The organism is Caulobacter sp. SRI_014 (assembly GCF_057586315.1).
The window spans coordinates 1-23249 of the sequence record NZ_JBYCZQ010000006.1 but is presented as its reverse complement, the minus strand read 5'-3'; the positions used below and the strand labels follow the sequence as shown (position 1 = coordinate 23249).

The following is a 23249-nucleotide window of genomic DNA, read 5'->3' as shown; positions in this document are numbered from 1 at the left end:
CTGCTCCTTGCGCAACGCCAAAGCCAACGCCGCAGGGCTTTTCCGGCGCCAAGAGCGGAATCACGCCCGTGAATGTTGCTTCCGGCCCGCCGTGGTATGATGGAGGCCCGCTTCGATAGCGCCGCCGCCGGCCTTCCGGTGTCAGCCGCCCCGCCCCGCGCTATACCTGCGATCCATGCGTCCGGAGATTCTCTTCCCGCTGTTCGCCTCGATCTCGACCCTCAAGGGCGTCGGGCCCAAGGTTGCGCCCCTGGTCGAGAAGCTCGCCGGACCGCTGGTGCGGGACGTGCTGTTCCTCAAACCCCACAGCCTGATCCACCGCAAGCCGTCGAGTTTCTTCAGCCTCGTCGATGGCGATGTCGCCACCCTGTCGGTGGTGGTCAACGATCACCAGCGTCCGCGCGCCGCCAACCAGCCCTGGCGCATCCGGGTGGTCGATGGTGAGAGCGGCTTTGTCACCATCACCTTCTTCAAGGGCCACGGCCCGCACCTGGAGCGGCAACACCCTGTCGGCGCCAAACGCATCGTCAGCGGCAAGGTCGAGCGCTTCAATGACACCTGGAACATCGTCCACCCCGACTATCTCGTCGATGTCGCCCGCGCCGCCGAGGTGCCGGAGCTGGAAGCCATCTACCCGGCCACCGCCGGCCTCGCCGCCCGGGTGGTGCGCAAGCTGGCCCATGAGGCGCTGGAGCGGGCTCCTGCTCTACCGGAGTGGCAGGACGCCGCCTGGCTGGCGCGGGAGCGCTGGCCCAGCTGGCGCGAGGCGCTGGAGCATCTGCACAACCCGCGCGACGACGCAGACCTGTCCCTGCTCGGCCCCACCCGTCGGCGGCTGGCCTTCGACGAGCTGCTGGCCCACCAGCTGGCGCTGGCCCAGCGCAAGGCGGCGCGAAAGAGCGAGCCGGCGCCGGCCATCCTCGCCGGCCCGATGGCCGACCGGCTGGAGGCGGCCCTGCCCTGGAAGCTGACCGGGGCTCAGATCCGGGCGCTTTCGGAAATTCGCGGCGACCTGCAGGCGGGCGAACGGATGAGCCGGCTGCTGCAGGGCGACGTCGGCTCGGGCAAGACCGTGGTCTGCACCCTGGCCATGGCCGATGTTCTCGACGCCGGGCGGCAGGCGGCCCTGATGGCCCCGACCGAAATCCTCGCCCGCCAGCATTTCGAGACCATCGCCCCGATGCTGGAGGCGCAGGGGGTGCGGGTCGTGCTGCTCACGGGGCGCGACAAGGGCGGGGTGCGGGCCGAGAAGCTGATGGCCCTGATGGACGGCACGGCGGGGGTCGCCGTCGGCACCCATGCCCTGTTCCAGGACGAAGTGAGGTTCAAGGGCCTCAGCCTGGCCGTCATCGACGAACAGCACCGGTTCGGGGTCAATGAACGCAAGCGGCTGACCGACAAGGGCGACGGCGTCCACCTGCTGGCCATGTCGGCCACCCCGATCCCGCGCACCCTGGAGCTGACCGTCTTCGGCGACCTCGACGTCAGCCGCATCGACGAGAAGCCGCCCGGCCGCACGCCGGTGGCGACGGCGGCGGTCCCCTCCCCGCGCCTGCCGCAGGTCATCGACCGGCTGAAGAAGGCGGTGGCCGAGGGGGCCCAGGCCTTCTGGATCTGCCCGCTGGTCGCCGAGTCGGAAGAGTTGGACGTGATGGCCGCCGAGACGCGGGCGGCCGAGCTGCGCAAGGTGATGGGCTCGCAGGTCGGTCTGGTCCACGGCCAGATGAGCGGAGCCGAGAAGGACGAGGTGATGGGCGCCTTCGCCGACGGCCGCTTGCCGGTGCTGGTCGCCACCACAGTGGTCGAGGTCGGGGTCAATGTGCCCAACGCCACCATCATGGTCATCGAGCACGCCGACCGCTTCGGCCTGGCGCAGCTTCACCAGCTGCGCGGGCGCGTCGGCCGGGGCCGGCGGGAGAGCGCCTGCCTGCTGATCTACGACCCGCCGCTCGGCGACATCGCCGAACAGCGGCTCGACATCCTGCGCAAGACCGACGACGGCTTCGAGATCGCCGAGAAGGACCTCGAACTGCGCGGCGGCGGCGATCCGCTGGGCCTGAAGCAGAGCGGATTCCCGGCCTATCGCCTGGCCGACCCGGCGGCGCACCGCGAGCTGATCGCGGTGGCCGCCGACGACGCCCGCCTGGTGCTGGCCCGCGATCCCGAGCTCACCGGGGAACGGGGCCAGCGCCTGCGCCTGCTGCAGGAACTGTTCGACTGGCGTCCCGGCGCTCAGGGGGACTGAGGCTCACCGGTCGGCATGGCCTTCAGCGTCCGGAGCGGCGAGAAGACCGGGATCAGCCCCGCCGCCACCATGCCGATGACCGCCACCCACATGGCGTTGCGGACACCGATGGCTTCCCCGAGAACCCCGCCGATCAGGGCTCCGATAACCGTCATGGAACCACGGGCCACGTGGAACACCGCCCCCGTCCGCCCAAGCTTGGCCTGATCGAACACCGACTGGCGCAGGGTACCGGCCGGAATGATCGCCGCCAGACCCAGACCGTCGCCAAGGATCTGACCAATGATCAGAAAGCCCGCCCCGGCGAACACGCTGGCCGGCGCCAGGGGGATGACGACGGCGGACGCCGCCGCCGCCAGCCCCAGCCAGATGATCGCCGGACCGACGCCCATCAGCCGCATCGTGACGGGCGCGACGGCCACGCCCAGCAGAGCGCCAACGCCGCCAAGCGCGATGACCACCCCCAGCAGGTCGGTTGTCAGGCCCAGCGTCTTGAGGGCGAACAGGGCGTACAGCGGCCAGAAGAAGCTGCTGAACAGGGTCTGGACCACGGTCATGATCAGCAGCGGCCGGACCAGCGGCTGCCGCCAGATCGCCCGCACCCCGAACACCAGGTCGGAGAACGGATGCTCGGGCTTGTCCGACGGCTCCGGCGGTGGCTCCGGCGTACGGATGTTCCACAGGAAGATCGCCGAGATCAGGTAGGTGGCGGCATTGACCAGCAGGGCGAACGGCGCGGTCAGGACCTTGAACAGCAGCCCTGCCAGCGCCGGACCGCCGATCTCCGCCACCGACTCGGTGACGCCCAGCTTGCTGTTGGCTTCCAGCAGCTGTTCGCGTCCGACCAGGCTCGGCAGGTAGGCATGGTCGGCAATGGCGAACACCAGGCTGGAGGCCCCGACCGCCGCCGCCACCAGATACAGCTGGGGCATCGACAGCCAGTGCATCCAGGCGGCGATGGGCACGCTGAGCAGCAGCAGGGCCCGCAGGAGGTCGGCCCCGATCAGGATCGGCCGGCGATAGTTGCGGTCGGCCCAACCGCCTGCGAACAGACCGAGGATCACGCCCGGGCCGAGGCTCAGCGCGGCCAGGACGCCAAGCTCGGCCGGCTTGGCGTTGAGGGAGAAGATAGCGGCGATCGGCAGGCCTTCACGGGTGATCCGCGAGCCGAACGCGGAGACGGCCTGGGCCGCCCATAGATTCAGGAAGTCACGATGGCGCCAGAGGGTCTGGGTCATTGGAAGCTTTCGATGAGGAGTCATGCGGCGTCGCCCGCTTCAGCGGGGGACGGGGTGTTCGTGGCGCGCCTTGATTGCGCCTACGATCTACCGGACAGCGGTGGCCTGCATGGTGTTGACTCCTTTCACGGGGGACCGGGAAAGCGCGGGTTCCATACCCGTGGTTGTCCAGAATCGCAACCGGTTGACTGACGGTGGGTGAAGGGTCGGAATCGAAAGCATGGACGATCTTCAACAGGCCCTCACGCCCCTCGCCCCGCAGCTCGACGCGGGCGCGGCCTCGGTGGTCAACCTGCGCCGGCTGTCCGGCGGGGCCAGCCAGGAAACCTGGGCCTTCGAGACCGACACCGGCGCGCCGATGATCCTGCGCCGCAAGCCGCCGAGCAGCACCGGCAGCGGCAACGCCGTCCCCCTGGCCACCGAGGCCGCCCTGATCCGCGCCGCCGCCGCCAACGGAGCCGCCGTGCCCAGGGTGCTGGCCGAGAGCGCACCGGGCAGCGACATCGGCGAGGCCTATGTGATGGCCCGGCTCGAGGGCGAGACCCTCGGCAAGCGCATCGCCCGCGATCCGCCGTTCGAGGGCATTCGTCCGGGCCTGGCGGCGCAGTGCGGCAAGGCGCTGGCCGCCATCCATGCCGTGCCGACGGCCGGCCTGCCCGATCTGGTCACCTCCAGCGCCCTGACCGAGCTTGAGAAGTACGAGGCCGTCTACCGCGGCTCGGGGGCCGAGCGGCCGATCTTCGAGGCGGCGATCCGTTTCCTGCGCGACCGCGCCCCCCCGCTGGAAACGCCGGTGCTGGTGCATGGCGATTTCCGCAATGGCAACATCATGGTTCACCCGGAGCAGGGCCTGGTCGGGGTGCTCGACTGGGAACTGGCGCACCTGGGCGATCCCGCCGAGGACATGGGCTGGATCTGCACCCGCAGCTGGCGGTTCGGCGGGGCCAAACCGGTGGGCGGGTTCGGCGAATACGCCGATCTTCTGGACGCCTATCACACGGCCGGCGGTCGCGAACTGACCCTCGAACGCGTCCTCTACTGGGAGATGCTGGGCTCGCTGAAGTGGGGCTGCATGTGCCTGACCATGTACATGGCCTACGCCAGCGGGGCCGACGCCTCGGTCGAGCGGGCGATGATCGGCCGCCGGGCCAGCGAAACCGAAATCGACCTCGTCGCCCTGCTGGAGCAAGCCGCATGATCACCCAGCCGACCAGCATCGAACTGATCGAGAGCGTCATCAAGTTCATCGAGGAACGGGCCGCGCCGCAGCTCAAGGACCGCGACGCCTTTCACGCCCGGGTCGCCGTCAACGCCCTGGCCGCCATCAAGCGCGAGATCGCCGGCGGTCAGGCGGCGGAAGACGCCCAGACGGCGCGGATGGTCGAACTGCTCGGCCATGACGGCGACTGGGCGGCGCTGAACACTGAACTGTGCGGCAAGATCCGGGATGGCGAGATTTCCCCGACCGACCCGGCCCTGCTCGCCCACCTGCGCGCCTCGACCATCGACCAGGTGCGGATCGACCAGCCGCAGTATGCGGGGCTGAAGACCCTGGCGGGCTGACCTAGTCGATCTTGTGGGTCGGCACGACGCCGACGCTGATCGACTGGCTGATCGGCGGGGCGGCCTTGGCCCCCTCGGGAACGCCGAGCAGCGCCGCCACCCGCGCCTCGGCGTCGGCTTCCAGGTCGCCGTAAAACAGGTTGTAGGGCGGCATCTTCAGGCGGTCCGTCCAGCCGCCCGCTTGCCGGAACGCACCCGACTTCGGCCTTGAGACCTTGAGGATACCTTCGTCACACTTGGCGTGGACGGCCCGGCCGATCAGCGGCGGGCGCTCGCCCCAGGCCAGGCGCGAGGCGTTGGCGGCGCCGAGGTTGGCGCGTTCGGGGGCCTCAGCCGTCGTCGCCGTGCCGGTCAGCGGATTGACGCAGAGCGGCATGCGGCCGGCCAGGCCGACCAGCGTCCCGTTCGGTCCCCAGACCAGCGAGCGTTCCTTGATCCGGCCCCGCTCCAGGGCGCCGCCCGACTTCCAGGCCAGGACGCAGCCAGCCTGGTAGCGCGCCGTGCAGGCGGCCGGCGGCTGCGTCGGCCCATAGGCATCGGCCGGGACGACGGTCTCGATGAAGTAGGCGGCGGCCATCCGCTTCATCAGCGCCGCGTCGGGCATGATTTCCTCGGCCAGCAGGCGGGCGGCCAGCATACCCCCCTGCTCCACCCCGACCAGGATCAAGGGCCGGTTGCCCCCGTACTTCGCCTTCCACAGGCGGAAGGCGTCGCGGACGTCGTCATAGGCGAAGGCGCGCGCCTCGCGGGCGTCCTCGCGCTGGGTCATCTGGGCATAGAGGCTGGCCTGGCGGTAGTGGGGGGCGAACACCCGGCCGGCCTTGGCGAAGGGGCCGGCATAGTTGGGCAGCATGATCTCGCGGGTCAGGCGGGTGGCCTTCGAATCGCGGAACGGGGCGTTCCAGTGGTCGCCGCCGTCGTAAGTGGTCGGGTGGATGAAGAAGACGTCCGCGGCCGGGTCGTCGATGCGCGGTTTGTCGGGCGCCGTGGGGATCAGGGCCCAGGCGCGGGCCTGCTCATAGTTGGGCTTGCCCGGCGGATCGTAGGTCTGGAACGGCACCCTGGGATCGAGCGAGGCGCGCAGCACATCGACGCCATAGACCATCCAGGCAAGGCCCAGCACGACGCCGAGCGCCACGGCGCCCAGCGCGATCCAGAGTCGGCGTTTTGTGAGCCAAGGAGGCATGAGCGTCAGCCTCGCATGCCCGCTTCCCCTGGTTAAGCCCTGATCAGCGGTAGCTGTCGCTGGCCGCCAGATACTTGGTCACATACTCGGTGATGCCGTCCTCGAGCGGGGTGAACTGGCCGGGGTAGCCGGCTTCGCGCAGGCGATCCATGCGGGCCTGGGTGAAGTACTGGTACTTGTCGCGGATGCTGTAGGGCATGTCGACATAGTCGATCAGCGGGGCCTTGCCGGCCGCCTTGAACACCGCCTGGGCCATTTCCTCGAAACTGCGGGCCTGGCCGGAGCCGAGGTTGTAGATGCCGTTGACCTCGGGGGTCTCGAGCAGCCAGGCGATGACGTCGGCGACGTCGCGGACGTAGACGAAGTCGCGCAGCTGGCCGCCGTCGGCGTAGTCGGGGTTGTGGCTCTTGAACAGCTGGACGGTGTGGCCCGACTTCACCTTCGGGAAGATCTGGGCGGCCACCGACTTCATGCTGTCCTTGTGGTGCTCGTTGGGGCCGTAGACGTTGAAGAACTTCAGCCCCACCCATTGCGGCGGCTTGTAATCCCGCGCCGCCTGACGAGCGGCGAAGACGTCGAACAGGGCCTTGGACCAGCCGTACGCGTTCAGCGGCTTGAGGGCCTTCAGCGACTCCAGATCGTCGTTGTCGTCAAAACCGGTGACGCCGTCGCCGTAGGTGGCGGCGCTGGAGGCATAGATGAAGCGACGCTGGCGGTCGGTGCACCAGCGGTAGAGGTCGCGGCTCAGGCAGAAGTTGGTCTGCATGATCTTGTCGGCGTCGGCCTCGGTGGTCGAGCTGATGGCGCCCATGTGGATGACGCATTCGATGTCGCGCCAGCGCTTCTCCAGCCAGTCGAACATCTCTTCCGGCGGCACGAAGTCACCGATCGGATGCTTGGAGATGTTCTTCCACTTGCCGCCCTCGGCGCTGCCCAGCCAGTCGCAGACCACGACGTCGAGGGTCGGGTCCTCGCACAGCTTGGCGACGACGTTGGAGCCGATGAAACCGGCCCCGCCGGTGATGAAGACGATACGGCGGGTCATCAGTTATCCTTCCCAGTCATGCGGGCAATGGCGGCGGTGGTCGAATAGCCGTCGACCAGCGGGGCGAGCTTCACCTCGCCGCCCCAGCCCTGCACCAGTTCATGGCCGACCACGCCTTCGACGGTGTAGTCGGCGCCCTTGATCAGCACGTCGGGCCGGGCGGCCTCAATCAGCTTTAGCGGGGTGTCTTCGTCGAAGGCGGTGACCAGGTCGACGCCGGCCAGGCCCGCGAGCACCATGGCCCGGCTCTCCAGGTCGTTGACGGGGCGGCCTTCGCCCTTGAGTGCGCGGACGGAGCTGTCGCTGTTCACGGCCACGATCAGGCGGTCGCACCAGGCGCGGGCCTGGGCCAGATAGGCGACATGGCCCTTGTGCAGGATGTCGAAGCAGCCGTTGGTGAAGCCGACCTTGAGGCCCTGCTCTCGCCATTCGGCGGCCTGGGCGGCCATCTGGGCAGGGCTGGCAAGCTTGGCCTCGGCCGGAGCGATGTGGGCGGCGATCTCGGCCTCGACCAGGTCGCGCGGGGTGGCGGTGGCGGTGCCGGCCTTGCCGACCACCACGCCGCTGGCCAGCAGGGCGAAGCTTACGGCGTCGTCCATCGGCTGGCCCGCGGCCAGGGCCAGGCCGAGAGCGGCGAGCGCCGTGTCCCCGGCCCCGGAGACGTCGAACACCTCGCGCGGGCGGCCAGGATAATGCTTCACCCCCTCCCCGCGCACGGCGAGGCTCATGCCCTTGGCGGCGCGGGTGACCAGGACCGCCTTGCAGCGGCTCAGTTCCAGGGCGTGCTTCAGGGCGGCCTCGACCTCTTCGTCGGTCTCGGTCGGCAGGTCGGTGGCGCGGGCCAGTTCGCTGGCGTTCGGCTTGACGATGTCGGCGGCGCCGTAGCGGGCGAAGCTGCGGGCCTTGGAGTCGACGATCAGGACCACGCCCTTGGCGCGGGCCTCCAGGCAGGCCTCGATGACCTTCTGGGTCACCGCCCCCTTGCCGTAGTCGGAGAGCAGGATGGCCCCCGCCCCCTCGGCGGCGTAGCGGGCGGAATCGGCGATCTTCTTTTCGGTCTCACGGACGGCGGGCGAGGCGTCTTCCGAATCGACGCGGAGCAGCTGCTGGCCGGAGGCGACATAGCGGGTCTTGACCGTGGTCGGGCGCCCGGCGTCGCTGATCAGGTGGGATTCCATGCCCGCCTCGGCGCTGATCATCCGCAGCGCCTCCTTGCCGGCCGCGTCGTCGCCGATCAGCCCGGCCAGGGCCGCCTTGCCGCCGAGGGCCGCGACGTTGCGGGCCACATTGCCGGCCCCGCCGAGCATGGCCGTCTCCCGGCCCAACGCCAGAACGGGCACGGGGGCTTCGGGGCTGGTGCGGCTGACGTCGCCGTAGACGAAGCGGTCGACCATCACATCGCCCACGCAGGCCACGCGGGCGCCGACGACGGCGTCGAGGAGTTTCTGAAGGCCGGCTAGGTCCATAAAGGGGAGGCTCTGCTCTTTGACGTGGGGTCGGTCAAGACGCAGCAAGAGTGATCCGGTCGGCATCCTTGTGCGTACGGCTTGGCGTGAGTACGCCAAGACAAGACACCCCCACCCTGCTCTGGCTGCGCCAGGACCTGCGCCTGGCCGACAACCCGGCCCTGTCGGGCATCGAGGGACCGGTCATCCCGGTCTACATCCTCGATGAGACCGATGGCGTGCGGCCGGTGGGCGGGGCTTCGCTGTGGTGGCTGGACAAGTCGCTCAAGGCGCTGGGCGCCGATCTGGAGGCGCGCGGGTCGCGGCTTATCCTGCGGCGGGGTGAAGCGGCCAGGGTCTTGGTCCAGCTGATCGAGGAAACCGGGGCGACGGCGGTTCACTGGAACCGGCTGTACGACAAGGGCGCCATTGCCCGGGACAAGGCGATCAAGGCGCAGCTGACCGCGGCCGGGATCAAGGCCGTCTCCTGCAACGGCGGCCTGCTCAACGAGCCCTGGGAGATCCAGTCCGGAACCGGCGGCCCCTACAAGGTCTACACGCCCTACTGGCGGGCGGCGCGGCAGCGGGTCGGCGACTTCGTGCTGCATCGGGCGCCGAGCGAGATCGAAGCGCCTGAGGCATGGCCGAAGTCGGACAGGCTGGCGGACTGGAAGCTGCACCCGCAAACGCCTGACTGGTCGAAGGGGTTCGGTGACTGGACTCCCGGCGAGGCGGGCGCGAAACAGGCCCTGCACGACTTCCTGGATGGCCCGATCCGCGACTATGCCGAGGACCGCGACCGGCCGGACCGGGCCGGGACCTCGCGCCTGTCGCCCCACATGCATTTTGGCGAGATCAGTCCGCGCCAGATCTGGCGCGCGGCCCAGGACGCCGCCCACCACGGCGCCTCCCATGCCCAGATCGAGAAGTTTCTGTCCGAGGTCGGCTGGCGTGAGTTTCACCACCATCTGATCTTCCACTGGCCCGATCTGCCGACGAAGAACTTCCGGCCCGAATGGGACGGCTTCGTCTGGAGCCATGCCGAAAAGCCCTTCGAGGCCTGGGCCATGGGCCAGACCGGCTTTCCCATCGTCGACGCCGGCATGCGCGAGCTGTGGGCCACCGGCTTCATGCACAACCGGGTGCGGATGATCGTCGCCAGCTTCCTGATCAAGGACCTGCTGATCGACTGGCGGCGCGGCGAGGCCTGGTTCTGGGACTGCCTGGTCGACGCCGACCTCGCCCAGAATGCCGCCAACTGGCAGTGGGTGGCCGGCAGCGGGGCCGACGCCTCGCCCTACTTCCGAATCTTCAACCCGGTGACCCAGGGCCAGAAGTTCGATCCGAACGGCACTTACGTCCGCCAATGGGTCCCCGAGTTGCGAAACCTGCCCAACAAGGTCATCCATGAACCCTGGACGGCCGTATCTGAAGTGCTCGACCGGGCTGGCGTCCAGCTTGGTCAGGATTACCCGAAGCCCATCGTCGACCATGGCGTGGCCCGGGATCGTGCGCTTGAAGCTTACGCGGCCCTGAGAGCCGCCTCCAAGGAGACGGAACCCTCGTGAAAATCGCCATCATCGGGTCAGGGGTTTCGGGTCTGGGCGCCGCGCTCGCGCTGAAGGACGTCCATGAGGTGGTGCTGTTCGAGAAGGACAGCCGGCTGGGCGGCCACGCCAATACCGTCACCGTCGACTGCTCTGACGGGCCGGTCGCGGTGGACACCGGCTTCATCGTCTACAACGAGGCCAACTATCCCAACCTCGTCGGGCTGCTCGACAGCCTGGGGGTCGAGACGCGGCTGACCGACATGAGCTTTGCCTGCGCCGGCGGCGGGGTGGAGTGGTCGTCCAACTTCCCCAGGGGGGTGTTCGCCCAGAAGCGCAATCTGGTGAACCCGTCTTTCCTGTGGATGCTCAATGACATCCGACGGTTCAACGAGCTGGCTCGCAACGACCTGTTGAAGGCCGACCTCAAGGACCTGTCGCTCGGCGCCTATCTGAAACTGCGCGGCTTCGCCGAGGGCTTCCGCGACCGCTACCTGCTGCCGATGGGCGCGGCCATCTGGTCGACGACCGAGGGGCGGATCGGCGACTTCCCGGCCGAGAGCTTCCTGCGCTTCCTGCAGAACCACGGCCTGCTGCAATTCACCCCGCCGATGTGGCGGACGGTCGCCGGCGGCAGCCGGGCCTATGTCGAAAGGATCGGCGGCCTCCTTGGCGACCGCGTTCGCACCAACGCCGCCGTCACCTCCGTCCGCCGCGTGCCCGGCGGCGTGCTGGTCGAGGCCGGCCATGGACCGGAACTGTTCGACCAGGTCATCCTGGCCTGCCATTCGGACCAGAGCCTCAAGCTTCTCGATGCCGATCCCGAGGAGCGCGCCTTCCTCGGCGCCGTTCGCTACTCGGCCAACAAGGCGGTGCTGCACCGCGACCCGGCCCTGATGCCCGGCCGCCGGCCGGCCTGGGGAAGCTGGAACTACATTGGGGATAAGCAATCTGGTTCAACACCTTACGTCACATACTGGATGAACAACCTTCAGATGTTGACCACGGCGGACCCGCTGTTCGTTACCCTCAATGGCCCGCCCGCCGATCCGGCCCTTGTCATTGCCGAGTACGACTACGACCATCCCCAGTTCGACACCGCCGCCCTGGCCGCCCAGCGCCGCATCGGGCGCATCCAGGGCCGAGGCGGCGTCTGGTACGCCGGCGCCTGGCTGGGCTACGGCTTCCATGAGGACGGCATCACCTCCGGCCTGAAGGTGGCGTTGGAACTGGGCGGCCGCATCCCCTGGGACTTCGTCGACCATCGCGTCGCCAGCTTTGAGGGCGCCAGCAACAGTTTGGCCCGGGCAGCGGCCGCATGACCGCCGCCGCCCTCTATGTGGGCGAGACCTGGCACCGGCGTTTCGCTCCCCGTCCCCATGAATTCCGCTACCGGCTGTTCCAGCTGCTGGTCGATGTCGACCGGCTGGACGAGGCCTTCGCCGGCGTCAACTGGATGAAGCTGGGCAAGGGCGGACTGATGAGCTTCAGCCCGCGCGATCACGGCGACCGGACGAGCGACCTGCTACGCCCCTGGGTCGGGGTTACCCTGGCCCAGGCCGGGGTCGAGGCGACGGCGGCAGCCATCCGCCTGCTCTGTTTCCCGCGCGTGCTGGGATTCGTGTTCAATCCGCTGTCGATCTTCTTCGTCCATGCCGAGGACGGGCGGCTGGAGGCGGTGATCTATGAGGTCAACAACACCTTCGGCCAGACCCATGCCTATGTGATCCCGGCCACCGGCGGCGCGCGCGAGACCCAGCGGGCGGCCAAGGCCTTCTATGTCTCGCCCTTCTACAAGGTCGAGGGCGAGTACCGGTTCAACATCTCGGCGCCGGGCGAGACGCTCGACCTGCGGATCGTCAAGGCGGTGGCCGGCAAACCGGACTTCGTCGCTACCCAGGCGGCGGCGCGGGAAGAGCTGACCGATCAGCGGCTTAAGGCGCTCTTCTGGTCGATTCCGCTGCTCACCGTGAAGGTGGCGGCGGCCATCCACTGGGAAGCTTTTCGATTATTCCTGAAAGGCGCCCCGTTCGGGGCGCGGCCGCCGGGGCCGAAATCCGGGGTCAGCGCCGGCGAGCCCCTGGGTCTCGCGCATCCAGAAAACGATGGTACAATTTCTCCAGAGACGCGGAGCGAATATGAGCGAGATCGCCGCAAACGCCACGTCGGAGTGGGAAACGCCTGACTTCAGGAGGGCGCCCGCCGCCTTCCGCACGGCCATGAAGGTCCTGCGCAGCAACTGGGATACAGGCAATCTCGACGTGGTCATGCCGGGAGGCCGGCGCCTGCAATTCCGGGGCGCCAAGGAGGGTCCAACGGCCGAGCTGATCGTCAACGATTACAAGGCGATAGGCCGGGTCATGTCAGCCGCTGACATCGGCTTCGCCGAGGGCTACATGGCCGGCGAGTGGGATACGCCCGATCTGCCGGCCCTGCTGACCGCCTTCACCTACAACCTCGACCGGATCGGCCGGCTCATGGCCGGCAACCCCCTGGTCAAGGCGTACAATTTCCTGATCCACCTGCTCAGGCGTAACGACCGCGAGGGCTCCAAGCGCAACATCCACGCCCACTACGATCTGGGGAACCGGTTCTATGAGCTGTGGCTGGACCGGACGATGACCTACTCATCGGCCCGCTTCGAGCGGCCTGACCAGTCGCTGGAAGAGGCCCAGCACGAGAAGTACGCCGCCCTGGCCCGGTCCATCGACCTGAAGACCGACCAGAGCGTGCTGGAGATCGGCTGCGGCTGGGGCGGTTTCGCCGAGTTCGCGGCCAGGGAGGTCGGCGCCAAGGTGACCGGCATCACCATCTCCCAGGCCCAGTACGACTATGCCCGCGAGCGGCTGTTCAGGCAGGGGCTGGCGGAGAAGGCCGACATCCAGCTGATCGACTACCGCGATGTGCAGGGCCGGTTCGACCGGGTGGCCTCGATCGAGATGTTCGAGGCGGTCGGCGAGGAATACTGGCCGACCTATTTCGGCAAGATCCATGAGGTGCTGTCGCCGGGCGGTCGGGCCGGACTGCAGATCATCACCATCAAGGACGAGCTGTTCGAGCACTATCGGTCCCACGCCGACTTCATCCAGAAGTACGTCTTCCCTGGCGGCATGCTGCCCAGCGAGGAGAGGCTGAAAGCCCAGACCGACCGTGCGGGCCTCGGCTGGACCGGGCTCAACCGGTTCGGCGAATGCTATGCCGACACCCTGAACCAGTGGCTGCACCGCTTCGACGCGGTCTGGGACCAGGTCAAGGCGCAGGGCTTCGATGAGCGGTTCCGCAAGCTGTGGCGCTTCTACCTGGCCTACTGCGAGGCCGGCATGCGAACGGGGCGGACCAACGTCATCCAGCTGGGCCTGTCACGCGCCTGACCTTGGGCAGGGCTTAGATTTTCTCCCTTGCGGATCGGCCACGCCGCACGATCTAGAAGGCCTTGAGAAGCAACAAAGGCCGCCCGCATGACCGTCGCCCCCAGCGTGATCGAGGCTATCGGCAATACGCCCCTGATCCGCCTGCGGGCCGCCAGCGACGCCACCGGCTGTGAGATTCTCGGCAAGGCCGAGTTCATGAACCCGGGCCAGTCGGTGAAGGACCGGGCGGCGCTCTACATCATCCGCGACGCCATCGCCTCGGGGGCGCTGAGGCCCGGCGGGCGGATCGTCGAGGGCACGGCCGGCAACACCGGCATCGGCCTGGCCATGGTCGGGGCGGCGCTTGGCTACAAGACGACCATCGTCATCCCTCGCACCCAGAGCCAGGAGAAGAAGGACGCCATCCGCCTGGCCGGCGCCGACCTGGTCGAGGTGGACGCGGTCCCCTATTCCAACCCCGACAATTACGTGAAGTATTCCGGTCGGTTGGCGGCCGAACTTGATGCGAAGGAACCGGCCGGCGCCATCTGGGCCAACCAGTTCGACAACGTCGCCAACCGCCGGGCCCACGAGGAGACCACCGGCCCCGAAATCTGGGAGCAGACGGGCGGCGGCGTCGATGGCTTCATCTGCGCCGTCGGCTCGGGCGGCACCCTGGCCGGGGTCGCGGCGGCGCTGCGGGCCCGCAAGCCTTCGGTGAAGATCGGCCTGGCCGATCCGCACGGGGCGGCGTTGCACAGCTGGTACACGGCCGGCGAGTTGAAGGCCGAGGGAACCTCGATCACCGAGGGCATCGGTCAAGGCCGGATTACCGCCAATCTTGAAGGATTTACGCCGGACTTCTCCTATCGCATCGATGACCAGGAGCTGGTCCGGGTGGTCTTTGACCTGGCCGAGCACGAGGGCCTGCTGATGGGCGGCTCGACGGGGATCAACATCGCCGGGGCCATCCGGCTTGCCCGCGATCTGGGACCCGGCCACACCATTGTGACGGTGTTGTGCGACCACGGATCGCGCTATCAGAGCAAGCTGTTCAACCCGGCTTTCCTGGCGGAGAAGGGACTGCCCCTCCCCAATTGGCTTTAAAGACTGGCTTTAGGAGCTCTGCGCATGGCCAAGGATCCGCTCGTCTCCACGGCCTGGCTGGCCGAGCATCTGAACGCGCCGGACGTGCGCATCATCGACGCCAGCCTGTTCATGCCGGGCGATCCCCGCGACCAGCGGGCCGAGTACGCCCTGGTCCACATTCCCGGCGCGGTGTTCTTCGACATCGAGGAGATCGTCGACGAGACCAGCGACCTGCCCCACATGCTGCCCAGCGCCGTGAAGTTCGCCTCGCGGATGCGCAAGCTCGGCATCGGCGACGGCGCGCGGCTGGTCATCTACGACAGCCAGGGCCTGTTCTCGGCCGCCCGCGTCTGGTGGACCTTCAAGGCCATGGGACACGAGGATGTCGTGGTGCTGGACGGAGGTCTGCCCAAATGGATCGCCGAGGGGCGCCCTGTCGAGGACGGGGTCCCGCCGCCGCGCGAGCGCCATTTCACCGCCCGCTACCGCAACGACCTGGTCCGCGATCAGGCCCAGGTCCGCCGCGCCCTGGCCAGCGGCAAGGAACAGCTGCTCGACGCCCGCTCCGCCGCCCGCTTCCGCGGCGAGGCGCCCGAGCCCCGCGCCGGGCTGCGTAGCGGCCACATGCCCGGCGCCCTCAACCTGCCCTTCCAGCAGGTCATCGGCCCCGACGGCACGATGAAGTCGGCCGACCAGCTGCGGGAAGTGTTCGAGGCGGCCGGGGTCGATCTGGCCCGCCCGGTCGTCACCACCTGTGGATCGGGCGTCACCGCCGCCATTCTCTCGCTGGCCCTCGCCCGCATCGGCCACGACCGCAACGCCGTCTATGACGGCAGCTGGTCCGAATGGGGCCTGCCGGGCGACACCGAGGTCGTCACCGGCCCATGAGCGGCTGGCGGGTGCGCCAGGCCGTCCGGGCCGACCTGCCGCTGATGGCCGAGCTGGAACGGTCCGGCGACCAGGCCTTCCTGAACAGCGACCGGCCAGAGTTTGCGCAGGCCGATCCCACGCCCTCGAACCTGCTGGCGCCCCATCTCGACGCCGGCGGCGGCTGGATCGTCGAAGACCGGACCGGCCGGGCCGCCGGCTTCGTCGTCGGCGGGGTGCGCGACGGCCAGTTCATCATCTTCCAGATCTCGGTCGCCCTGGATGACCAGGGGACGGGCGCCGGCGCCCTCCTGATGCGCACGGCTATCGAGGCCACCCGCCGGCTCGGCTGCCGCCAGGCGGTGCTGACCACCTTCCGCGACATTCCCTGGAACGCGCCCTGGTACAGCCGCTTCGGCTTTCGCATCCTCAAGGACGCCGAGTTGTCGCCGGCCCTCGCCGCCCTGCGGGACAAGGAGGCGGCGGCGGGGTTCGACATGGCCCTGCGCTGCGCAATGGGCCTCGACCTTGATCCGGCTGCTGCCTAGGCCCTAACTGCGCCCATGGACGAGAAGACCCGCCTGATCCACGCTGGCCGCGACGCGAAGCCCCGCGCCCGCACGGTCGGACCGGCGATCCAGCGGGGCTCGACGGTTCTGCTGCCCGACAGCCGCTCGCTCTATGAGGAAGACCTCGGTTACGGCCGCGCCGGGTTGGTGGCGCAGGAGGCCCTGCGTGAGGGCCTCGGCGAACTGGAGGGCGCGAGCAACGTCCATCTCTATCCCAGCGGCCTGGCGGCCCTCTCAGGGGCCCTGACGGCGGTGCTGAAGGCCGGAGACGCCATCCTCGTCACCGAGGGCGTCTACAAGCCCACCCGGGTCTTCTGCCAGCGGGTGCTGACGCGGTTCGGGGTACGGGTCGAACTCTACGACGCCCGCCTGTCGCCCGATGAACTGATGGCCCTGGTCAAGGACGACACCCGGCTGATCCTGCTGGAATCGCCCAGTTCCCTGACCTTCGAGGTGCAGGATGTTCCCGCCATCGCCGCCGCCGCCAGGGCGCGGGGGGTGCTGACCCTGATGGACAACACCTGGGCGGCCGGCCTCTATTTCAAGCCGCTGGCCCACGGCGTCGACATTTCCGTCCAGGCCCTGACCAAGTACGTCTGCGGCCACAGCGACATCTTCATGGGCAGCGCCGCCACCAACGACCGTGGCCTCGCGGCCAAGCTGGAGGCCGGGGTCCACGACTTCGGCTGGGCGGTCACGGGCGATTCCGCCTACGACATGCTGCGCGGCCTGCGCACCCTGCCCACCCGCATGGCCCGCCACGACGAGACGGCCCGCGCCGTCGCCGGCTGGCTGAGCGCCCAGCCGCAGGTGATGCGGGTGCTCCACCCCGCCCTGCCCGGCGCCCCTGGCCACGCGATCTGGGACCGCGACTACAGTGGCGCCAGCGGCCTGTTCGGCTTCGTGCTCCACCCCTGCCCGCTGGACGCCGAACACGCCTTCCTCGACGCCCTGCAGATCTTCGGCCTCGGCTTCAGCTGGGGCGGCTTCGAGAGCCTGGCCATCCGCTGCGACCCGCAACTGAAGTCGCGGACGTTCGTAACCAAACTGGAGGGGCCGCTAATGCGGCTGCACATCGGGCTGGAACAGGCGAGCGACCTGATCGCCGACCTGTCGGCGGGGCTCGACGCGCTGGATGCCGCCGCCAGACCTCAGTAGTGGGGCTGAACCAGCCTCGAGATTGAATCCGCCCTGAGGCGCGTCAGTTCTGGCGATTCAGGCGAGCAGGCAGCCTTGAGCATGGCTTCGCCCATGCTGTCAGGACGAACCTCGCGCCACTCGTCGGGGTCGTCGTACAGCCGATTGTGGTCGTGGTTCTCGAAGTACAGATCGAGCGACAGGTCCTGACTCCGCCTTCCGACGCAATCGACCTTCAGGCTGACCACGACGTATCGGTAGGCCGGCTTTCCACTCAGGGTCTGTGTTTCCGGCCAAAGCCGGACGGCTTCGACAACCCGGTAGCCGCCAGAGGTCTGGATGTTGTCGAGGCGGACAAAACCCGTGTTGTGGTCGAAGGCAAGCAAGGCGTACTCGCCGGCGGCGGCTGTCCCTGCCGCAAACAAAACCACTGCAGCAGCGCCGCTCGCCAGAAACTTCCGCATACCTTCCCCCATGTTTGGCGACCCCAGCAGGATTCGAACCTGCGACCGTCCGCTTAGAAGGCGGATGCTCTATCCAGCTGAGCTATGGGGTCCTCAGAGGCCTGATAACACGCCTAGTGGGTCCAGGGGGCCCGTCTGTTGGTGGCGAAGTTGTCGGCGTAGGCCTTGATGATCTTCTTCGGCTCTTTGGGCTCGATGACCTGGAAGGCGATGCCGTGCTTCTGGGCGTAGGCGACGGCCTCGTCGCGGCCTTCGAAGGTCAGGCGGATCTGGCCGTTCATGTCGCCGCTCTGGGTCCAGCCGGTCAGCGGGTCGTTGCGCTTGGCGGCGGCCGGTTCGAATTCCAGCACCCAGTCCTGGGTCTTGGCCTTGCCCGACTGCATGGCGGTCTTGGCGGGGCGGAAGATGCGAGCGAGCATGGCGGGTCCTTCGAATTCTCTTCCCATGATGGTCGGGGCGGCAGGATTTGAACCTGCGACCCTCTGCTCCCAAAGCAGATGCGCTACCAGGCTGCGCTACGCCCCGTCATCTTGGAAGGGCGGTGTTTGCCACTTTGCGCCGCAACTTGGAAGGCTTCAGGGGACCTTCCGTCTCAAGGGTTTGAAGATGGCCGTGGCGCGGGCCACGTCGCGGCCCGAAGCGTGGATGCGGCCCTCGACGAAGACCAGGTCGGTCGTCTCGCGGGTGACGCGCCCTTCCCCGAACAGCCACTCGCCCTTGCGGCCGGCGCTGAGGTAGTCGAGCGACAGATGCACCGTCACCGCCGCGTGGCCGCCGGTGGCGCCGTGAACGGCCCTGGCCAGCACCCCGTCCATGAAGGTGGCGATCATGCCGCCGTGGGCGAAACCCATGCCGTTGCAGTGGCGCGGCAGCACGAAGAAGGCGTGCTCGTAGGTCCCGTCATCCCGGTTCAGGTGGAACATCGGGCCATTGTGGGTGGTGTAGGGGCCGCGGGCGGAGGGAACGAAGCCCTCCGGGGGCGTGGGGACCTCGTCGCTACTCACCCTTGAAGATCCGGTGCGAAACCTTGTCGCCGGGCTTGATGCCCAGTTCGCCGGCCCGCCCACCGGCGATCTCCAGCACGCCGAGGGCCGCGCCGTGCGAGGGGATCGATTGCTCGGACTTCGGCGTGGTCAGCTGGGCGATGGAGACGATGGAGCCGTCGGCGGCGATATAGATGATGTCGAGCGGGATGAGGGTGTTCTTCATCCAGAAGGAGCGCGGCGCCTCCGCCTTGAAGTCGAACAGCATGCCGCGGTCGGGGGCCAGGCTCTCGCGCCACATCAGGCCGTTCTGGCGTTCGGTCTCGTCGTCGGCGATCTCGACCTGGAAGGTCACCGGGCCGTTGGTGGTGGCGATGGTCACCGGCTCCAGCGGCGAGATCAGGGTCTCGGCCTTGACCTCCTGGCCGCCCTTGCAGGCGGCGAGGCCCGAACAACTCAGAGCCGCCGCCAGCAACAGGGCGCGGCCGATGCGATACGCTGGGGTCAAACGGGGTACTCCGAACCTCTTGAGGCTCAGGAGGCCTCGATCTGCGCCACGACCAGACCCTTGGGCCCTTCGGCGAAGCGGACCATGACCGCTTCCCCGGGCTGCAGGTCATCGAGGCCGCTGCGACGCAGGGTCTCGATATGGACGAAGATATCGCCCGGCTCGTTGTCGCGCACCACGAAACCGTAGCCCTTGGTGCGGTTGAACCATTTGACGCTGCAGCGCTCCATCGGGCCGTCGGCGACGACCAGGGTGGCGCGCTGACGCGATTCCTTGGCGCCCAGGCGGCCGTCGCGGCGCGGCTCCTCGATACGGCGCGGGCGTTCGGCGGCGGGCGGAGCGGCGCTCTCGTCCAGCTCGACAATGTCGGTCACCTGCCAGCCCTTGGGCCGCTTGACCGCGTCGCAGACGATGATGGAGCCCTCAAGGACAGAATCGCGGCCCAGATGGCGCAGAGACGTCACATGCAGCAGCACGTCGCGGAGTTCCGTGATGTCCGGGTCGTCAGGCACGATGAAACCGTAGCCCTTGCCCAGATCGAACCACTTGATCCGGCCACTGATCCTCACGGCGTCTTCGTGCGGATCCTCGATATGCACATCCAAACTCGACATCACTCTCCCCCACCTACCGGAAAACAGATCGGTAAGCGCCTCAGGAATAACAATGTTCGCTTGTGAGGTGAGCCGTCAATCACAGATTAACCGGAAACCGCCGCAGCGCCTCTCAATCGCGACAGTCTGCCGCACCCAATTGGGGTAATTGTTGCAACTGTCGGAGGAAGGCCTCGTGGCACGCCCTAGGGGAGTCGAACCCCTCTTACCAGATTGAAAATCTGGGGTCCTAACCGATAGACGAAGGGCGCGCGGCGAGGAAGCGGCGATATAGCCAACCGTTCGGAGGTGCGCAACCCCGCCCGGAAGAGAAAAATCAGCTGACCGCCATTCGGGGGTCGGCGGCGTCCTCGATCTCCAGTTCCACGTCCTCGCGGCCCTGCCAGTCATCGGGTTTCAGCTTGCCGGCCAGGTGCAGCCCGCCGCCGCCAGCCAGCAGCCTTTGGCCCATTTCAGTCTCGCCAGCCCGCCAGGCGACCGCTTTCAGCCGCTGTCCGGACGAATCGACCAGGGTGACCCGCACATGGCCGCCGCGCATGGCGATGGGGCGCTCGATTCGGGCGTCCGGGATGGCGAACAGCGGCTCGGGATTGCCGGGGCCATAGGGCGCCAGACGCTGGAAGTCGTTCCACAGGGCTCTGGTCGCGCCGCCGGGGGCGATCAAAGCGTCGATCTCGACGGCGTCCTGGGCGGCGGCGTCGATCATCTCGCCGGCCAGCTGTTCGGCAAGATAGGCGCGCAGTTCCGGAATGGCGGCGGGGCGGACGGTCAGGCCGGCGGCCATGGCGTGGCCGCCGCCGGCCAGCAGCAGGCCCTCGTCGAAAGCGCTCTGCACGGCGCGGCCGAGGTTCACCCCCGGCTGCGAGCGGCCCGAGCCCTTGCCGATGTCGGCGGGACGGTCGATGCCGATGACGATCACCGGCTTGCGGTAGCGCTCGCGCAGGCGGCCGGCGGCGATGCCGACGACGCCGGGATGCCAGCCGTCGCCGGCGGCGACGATGACCGGGGCGTCGGGATCGAAGTTGCTCTGTTTCTCGATGGAGGCGACGGCCTCGTCGATCACCGCCTTTTCGACCTCCTTGCGGGAGGCGTTGAGGGCGTCGAGCTCTTGGGCCAGGGCGGCGGCTTCCTCGGGGTCCTCGGTGCTGAGCAGGCGGGCGCCCAGATCGGCGCGGCCGATGCGGCCCCCGGCGTTGATGCGCGGCCCCAGGATGAAGCCGGCGTGGAAGGATGTGGCCGGCCCCTGGGACTTGGCGACGTCGAGCAGGGCTTTGAGGCCAATGTTGCGCCAGCCCGACATGACCTTCAGGCCCTGGGCGGCCAGGGCGCGGTTGAAGCCGGTCAGGGAGGTGACGTCGCAGAAGGCCCCCATGGCGGCCAGGTCCAGCCAGTCCATGACGTTGGGGGCGGCGCGGTCCTCGAACAGGCCGCGCTTGCGGGCCTCGCGGTTGAGGGCGGCCAACAGCACGAAGACGACCCCGGCGGCGGCGAGGTGGCCCTGGCCGGAGGTGTCGTCGGGGCGGTTGGGGTTGACGAGGGCGGCGGCCGGCGGCGGCTCGCCACGCATCAGATGGTGGTCGATGACCACGACATCGAGGCCGATGCGAGCGGCCTCGTGCAGCGCGTCGTGGGCGGCGGCGCCGCAATCGACGGTGATGACCAGCTCGGCCCCGCTGTCCTTGAGTTTGCGGAAGGCGGCGGGGCTGGGGCCGTAGCCCTCGAGGATACGGTCGGGGACATAGACCGGCAGGTCGCGGCCCATGGCGCGGAACCAGCGGACCAGCTGGGCGGCGCTGGAGGCCCCGTCGACGTCATAGTCGGCGAAGACCACGGCCGGGCGGCCGCTGACCGCGGCGTCGACGAGGATCTCGGCGGCGCGGTCCATGTCGGCGAAGGTCGAGGGGTCGGGGAACAGGGCTTTGAGCGTGGGGTTGAGGAAGTCCCCTCCCCCCTCGGCCGTGATGCCGCGCGAGGCCAGGGCCCGGGCCAGTGGCTCGGAGAGGCCATGGCGCAGCTGGTGTTCGCGGGTAATGGTCTCGTCGGCCGCGCGGCGGCGCCAGACGCGGCCCGTCAGGGACTTGCGAACGCCCAGGAAATCCGTCGGCGCCGAGCCGTCAGCCATTACAGAGCCCGCTTCATCCGTACTTCGCGCACGGTGTGGCTGTGGCTGTTCATGACCAGGGAATGGGTATGGACGAAGCCATTGCGATAGGTGACGCCGTCGAGCAGCGCGCCGGTGGTGACCCCGGTGGCGACGAAGATGGCGTCGGCGCGGACGATGTCGTCGAGGTCGTACTTGCGGTCCAGGTCGGTGATGCCCAGCCGCGCGGCGCGGGCCCGCTCGTCGGCGTTGCGGAAAACCAGCCGGCCCTGGAACTGGCCGCCGACGCACTTCAGCGCCGCGCAGGCCAGAACGCCTTCCGGAGCCCCACCGGCCCCGATGTAGAGGTCGATACCGGTCTCCGGATCGGCGGTGTTGATCACCCCGGCCACGTCGCCGTCGGAGATCAGATAGACCCGCGCCCCGACCGAGCGCAGGCTGGCGACGATCTCGGCGTGGCGTGGCCGGTCCAGCACGCAGACGGTGATCTTGTCGGCGGTCGTCCCCTTGGCGTCGGCGAGGGCCAGGACGTTGTCGGCCGGGCTCTTGTCGAGATCGAGGATGCCGGCCGGATAGCCCGGTCCGCAGGCGATCTTGTCCATGTAGGTGTCGGGGGCGTTGAGCAGCGTCCCGGCCGGCGCCCAGGCCATGACGGCGAGGGCATTGGCCTGGGCCTTCGCGGTCAGGCTGGTGCCTTCCAGCGGATCGAGGGCGATATCGACCCGGGGACCGCCCTTGCCGACCTTTTCGCCGATGTAGAGCATCGGGGCCTCGTCCCGCTCGCCCTCGCCGATGACGATGACGCCTTCGATGTCGAGGTCGTTGAGGGCGTTGCGCATGGCGTCGACGGCGGCCTGGTCGGCGGCCATCTCGTCGCCGCGGCCAACCAGGGCCCAGGAGGCGATGGCGGCGGCCTCGGTGACGCGCACGGCGTCGAGAACCAGACCGCGATCGAGGGTGTCGGAACTCATACAGGCATCTCCCGGCCCTTGCCCGTCAGCTGCGGGAACAGGGGGTTTAGCCGCTGCGGGGAGTCGGGGCGAGGGGCAACTGGGACGGCCCGGCAGGATGGCGGCAATCGAAGCGGCCGACATTATACCCCGGCCACGGCTGGTCGAGGACGGACTTTCGAATAAGGCGTTGAAATCATGTGGCTGTTGCGTAGGCGGGCCGGCAGGGAATGTAGGCGCCCGCGTAGGCATGACGTAGGCGCCGGCGCGGGGAATGTAGGCGGGGTTTTGAGCCGCGGCGCCTACAAATCGGCGGCTCGGCAAGGCCCCCACTTTGGGGCGGTTTTG

The 23249-nt window shown here is 68.5% G+C and carries 22 protein-coding genes and 3 tRNA genes; 11 read left to right on the top strand and 14 right to left on the bottom strand.

Translation table 11 applies throughout. The features are described from left to right. Positions 1-175 precede the first annotated feature (175 nt). Entirely contained in the window at positions 176-2245 is a 2070-nt protein-coding gene (recG, locus tag AC2YG9_RS14205) for an ATP-dependent DNA helicase RecG (protein WP_487298627.1), read from the top strand. Here recG and AC2YG9_RS14200 read toward each other — a convergent pair. Beyond that, positions 2233-3483: an MFS transporter gene (locus AC2YG9_RS14200; RefSeq protein WP_487298626.1), complete on the bottom strand. Its 1251-nt coding sequence runs from the start codon at positions 3481-3483 to the stop codon at positions 2233-2235. The genes recG and AC2YG9_RS14200 overlap by 13 nt on opposite strands. A gap of 220 nt (positions 3484-3703) precedes the next feature. Between AC2YG9_RS14200 and AC2YG9_RS14195 the strand changes: the two genes are divergently transcribed. Further along, on the top strand, positions 3704-4681 hold the full coding sequence (locus AC2YG9_RS14195; RefSeq protein WP_487298625.1) for a phosphotransferase family protein: 978 nt from the start codon (positions 3704-3706) through the stop codon (positions 4679-4681). Further along, on the top strand, positions 4678-5046 hold the full coding sequence (locus tag AC2YG9_RS14190) for a DUF6285 domain-containing protein (protein WP_487298624.1): 369 nt from the start codon (positions 4678-4680) through the stop codon (positions 5044-5046). Before AC2YG9_RS14195 ends, AC2YG9_RS14190 begins: the two co-directional genes overlap by 4 nt. 1 nt (position 5047) lies before the next feature. Here AC2YG9_RS14190 and AC2YG9_RS14185 read toward each other — a convergent pair whose 3' ends face one another. Genes AC2YG9_RS14185 through rfaE2 form a run of 3 tightly spaced genes read right to left on the bottom strand, consistent with a single transcriptional unit; the run spans position 5048 to position 8743 of the window. Continuing rightward, on the bottom strand, positions 5048-6232 hold the full coding sequence (locus tag AC2YG9_RS14185) for a DUF3089 domain-containing protein (protein ID WP_487298623.1): 1185 nt from the start codon (positions 6230-6232) through the stop codon (positions 5048-5050). Between the two features lie 43 nt (positions 6233-6275). Next, positions 6276-7277 carry an ADP-glyceromanno-heptose 6-epimerase gene (rfaD, locus tag AC2YG9_RS14180; protein WP_487298622.1) on the bottom strand — a complete coding sequence of 334 codons (1002 nt, stop codon included), beginning with the start codon at positions 7275-7277 and terminating at the stop codon, positions 6276-6278. After that, positions 7277-8743 (bottom strand): D-glycero-beta-D-manno-heptose 1-phosphate adenylyltransferase, encoded by a 1467-nt coding sequence (gene rfaE2 / locus AC2YG9_RS14175; protein WP_487298621.1) that lies wholly within the window; start codon positions 8741-8743, stop codon positions 7277-7279. Before rfaE2 ends, rfaD begins: the two co-directional genes overlap by 1 nt. Before the next feature lie 86 nt (positions 8744-8829). Here rfaE2 and AC2YG9_RS14170 point away from each other — a divergent pair, with 86 nt between their 5' ends. The 8 genes from AC2YG9_RS14170 (at position 8830) to metC (ending at position 17302) form a co-directional block, all read left to right on the top strand. Further along, entirely contained in the window at positions 8830-10290 is a 1461-nt protein-coding gene (locus AC2YG9_RS14170) for a cryptochrome/photolyase family protein (RefSeq protein ID WP_487298620.1), read from the top strand. Continuing rightward, positions 10287-11591, top strand: coding sequence for an NAD(P)/FAD-dependent oxidoreductase (locus AC2YG9_RS14165; protein WP_487298619.1), 1305 nt, complete (start codon positions 10287-10289; stop codon positions 11589-11591). The genes AC2YG9_RS14170 and AC2YG9_RS14165 overlap by 4 nt, the downstream gene beginning before the upstream one ends. Then, positions 11588-12454: a DUF1365 domain-containing protein gene (locus AC2YG9_RS14160; RefSeq protein ID WP_487298618.1), complete on the top strand. Its 867-nt coding sequence runs from the start codon at positions 11588-11590 to the stop codon at positions 12452-12454. Before AC2YG9_RS14165 ends, AC2YG9_RS14160 begins: the two co-directional genes overlap by 4 nt. Further along, positions 12408-13640 carry a class I SAM-dependent methyltransferase gene (locus tag AC2YG9_RS14155; RefSeq protein ID WP_487298617.1) on the top strand — a complete coding sequence of 411 codons (1233 nt, stop codon included), beginning with the start codon at positions 12408-12410 and terminating at the stop codon, positions 13638-13640. The genes AC2YG9_RS14160 and AC2YG9_RS14155 overlap by 47 nt, the downstream gene beginning before the upstream one ends. Positions 13641-13727: 87 nt before the next feature. After that, positions 13728-14726, top strand: coding sequence for a cysteine synthase A (locus AC2YG9_RS14150; protein ID WP_487298616.1), 999 nt, complete (start codon positions 13728-13730; stop codon positions 14724-14726). Between the two features lie 18 nt (positions 14727-14744). Beyond that, entirely contained in the window at positions 14745-15596 is an 852-nt protein-coding gene (sseA, locus tag AC2YG9_RS14145; protein WP_487298835.1) for a 3-mercaptopyruvate sulfurtransferase, read from the top strand. Then, positions 15593-16123, top strand: coding sequence for a GNAT family N-acetyltransferase (locus AC2YG9_RS14140; protein ID WP_487298615.1), 531 nt, complete (start codon positions 15593-15595; stop codon positions 16121-16123). Before sseA ends, AC2YG9_RS14140 begins: the two co-directional genes overlap by 4 nt. A 15-nt stretch (positions 16124-16138) precedes the next feature. Next, entirely contained in the window at positions 16139-17302 is a 1164-nt protein-coding gene (gene metC, locus AC2YG9_RS14135; RefSeq protein WP_487298614.1) for a cystathionine beta-lyase, read from the top strand. Here metC and AC2YG9_RS14130 read toward each other — a convergent pair. The 10 genes from AC2YG9_RS14130 to glpX all read right to left on the bottom strand — a co-directional run bounded on the left by AC2YG9_RS14130 (position 17296) and on the right by glpX (position 22922). Continuing rightward, positions 17296-17745, bottom strand: coding sequence for a surface-adhesin E family protein (locus AC2YG9_RS14130; RefSeq protein ID WP_487298613.1), 450 nt, complete (start codon positions 17743-17745; stop codon positions 17296-17298). The genes metC and AC2YG9_RS14130 overlap by 7 nt on opposite strands. A 15-nt stretch (positions 17746-17760) precedes the next feature. Further along, positions 17761-17837: transfer RNA gene (locus AC2YG9_RS14125), tRNA-Arg, on the bottom strand. Positions 17838-17858: 21 nt separating this feature from the next. Further along, a complete protein-coding gene (locus tag AC2YG9_RS14120) occupies positions 17859-18164 on the bottom strand; it encodes an ETC complex I subunit (protein WP_487298612.1) in 306 nt (101 codons plus the stop codon). A 29-nt stretch (positions 18165-18193) separates the two neighbouring features. Beyond that, positions 18194-18270: transfer RNA gene (locus AC2YG9_RS14115), tRNA-Pro, on the bottom strand. 50 nt (positions 18271-18320) lie between these two features. Continuing rightward, complete coding sequence (locus AC2YG9_RS14110; RefSeq protein WP_487298611.1) at positions 18321-18749, bottom strand: PaaI family thioesterase; 429 nt, start codon at positions 18747-18749, stop codon at positions 18321-18323. Next, the gene (locus AC2YG9_RS14105) at positions 18742-19236 is read right to left on the bottom strand and encodes a DUF192 domain-containing protein (protein WP_487298610.1); all 495 of its coding nucleotides are present in this window, start codon (positions 19234-19236) and stop codon (positions 18742-18744) included. Before AC2YG9_RS14105 ends, AC2YG9_RS14110 begins: the two co-directional genes overlap by 8 nt. Positions 19237-19262: 26 nt before the next feature. Next, positions 19263-19850, bottom strand: a complete 588-nt coding sequence (locus tag AC2YG9_RS14100; protein WP_487298609.1) for a cold-shock protein — start codon at positions 19848-19850, stop codon at positions 19263-19265. Positions 19851-20026: 176 nt separating this feature from the next. Further along, positions 20027-20101 (bottom strand) — tRNA-Glu (locus AC2YG9_RS14095). Between the two features lie 65 nt (positions 20102-20166). Continuing rightward, positions 20167-21972: a single-stranded-DNA-specific exonuclease RecJ gene (gene recJ / locus AC2YG9_RS14090; protein WP_487298608.1), complete on the bottom strand. Its 1806-nt coding sequence runs from the start codon at positions 21970-21972 to the stop codon at positions 20167-20169. Then, entirely contained in the window at positions 21972-22922 is a 951-nt protein-coding gene (gene glpX, locus AC2YG9_RS14085) for a class II fructose-bisphosphatase (protein WP_487298607.1), read from the bottom strand. Before glpX ends, recJ begins: the two co-directional genes overlap by 1 nt. Positions 22923-23249: the final 327 nt, after the last annotated feature.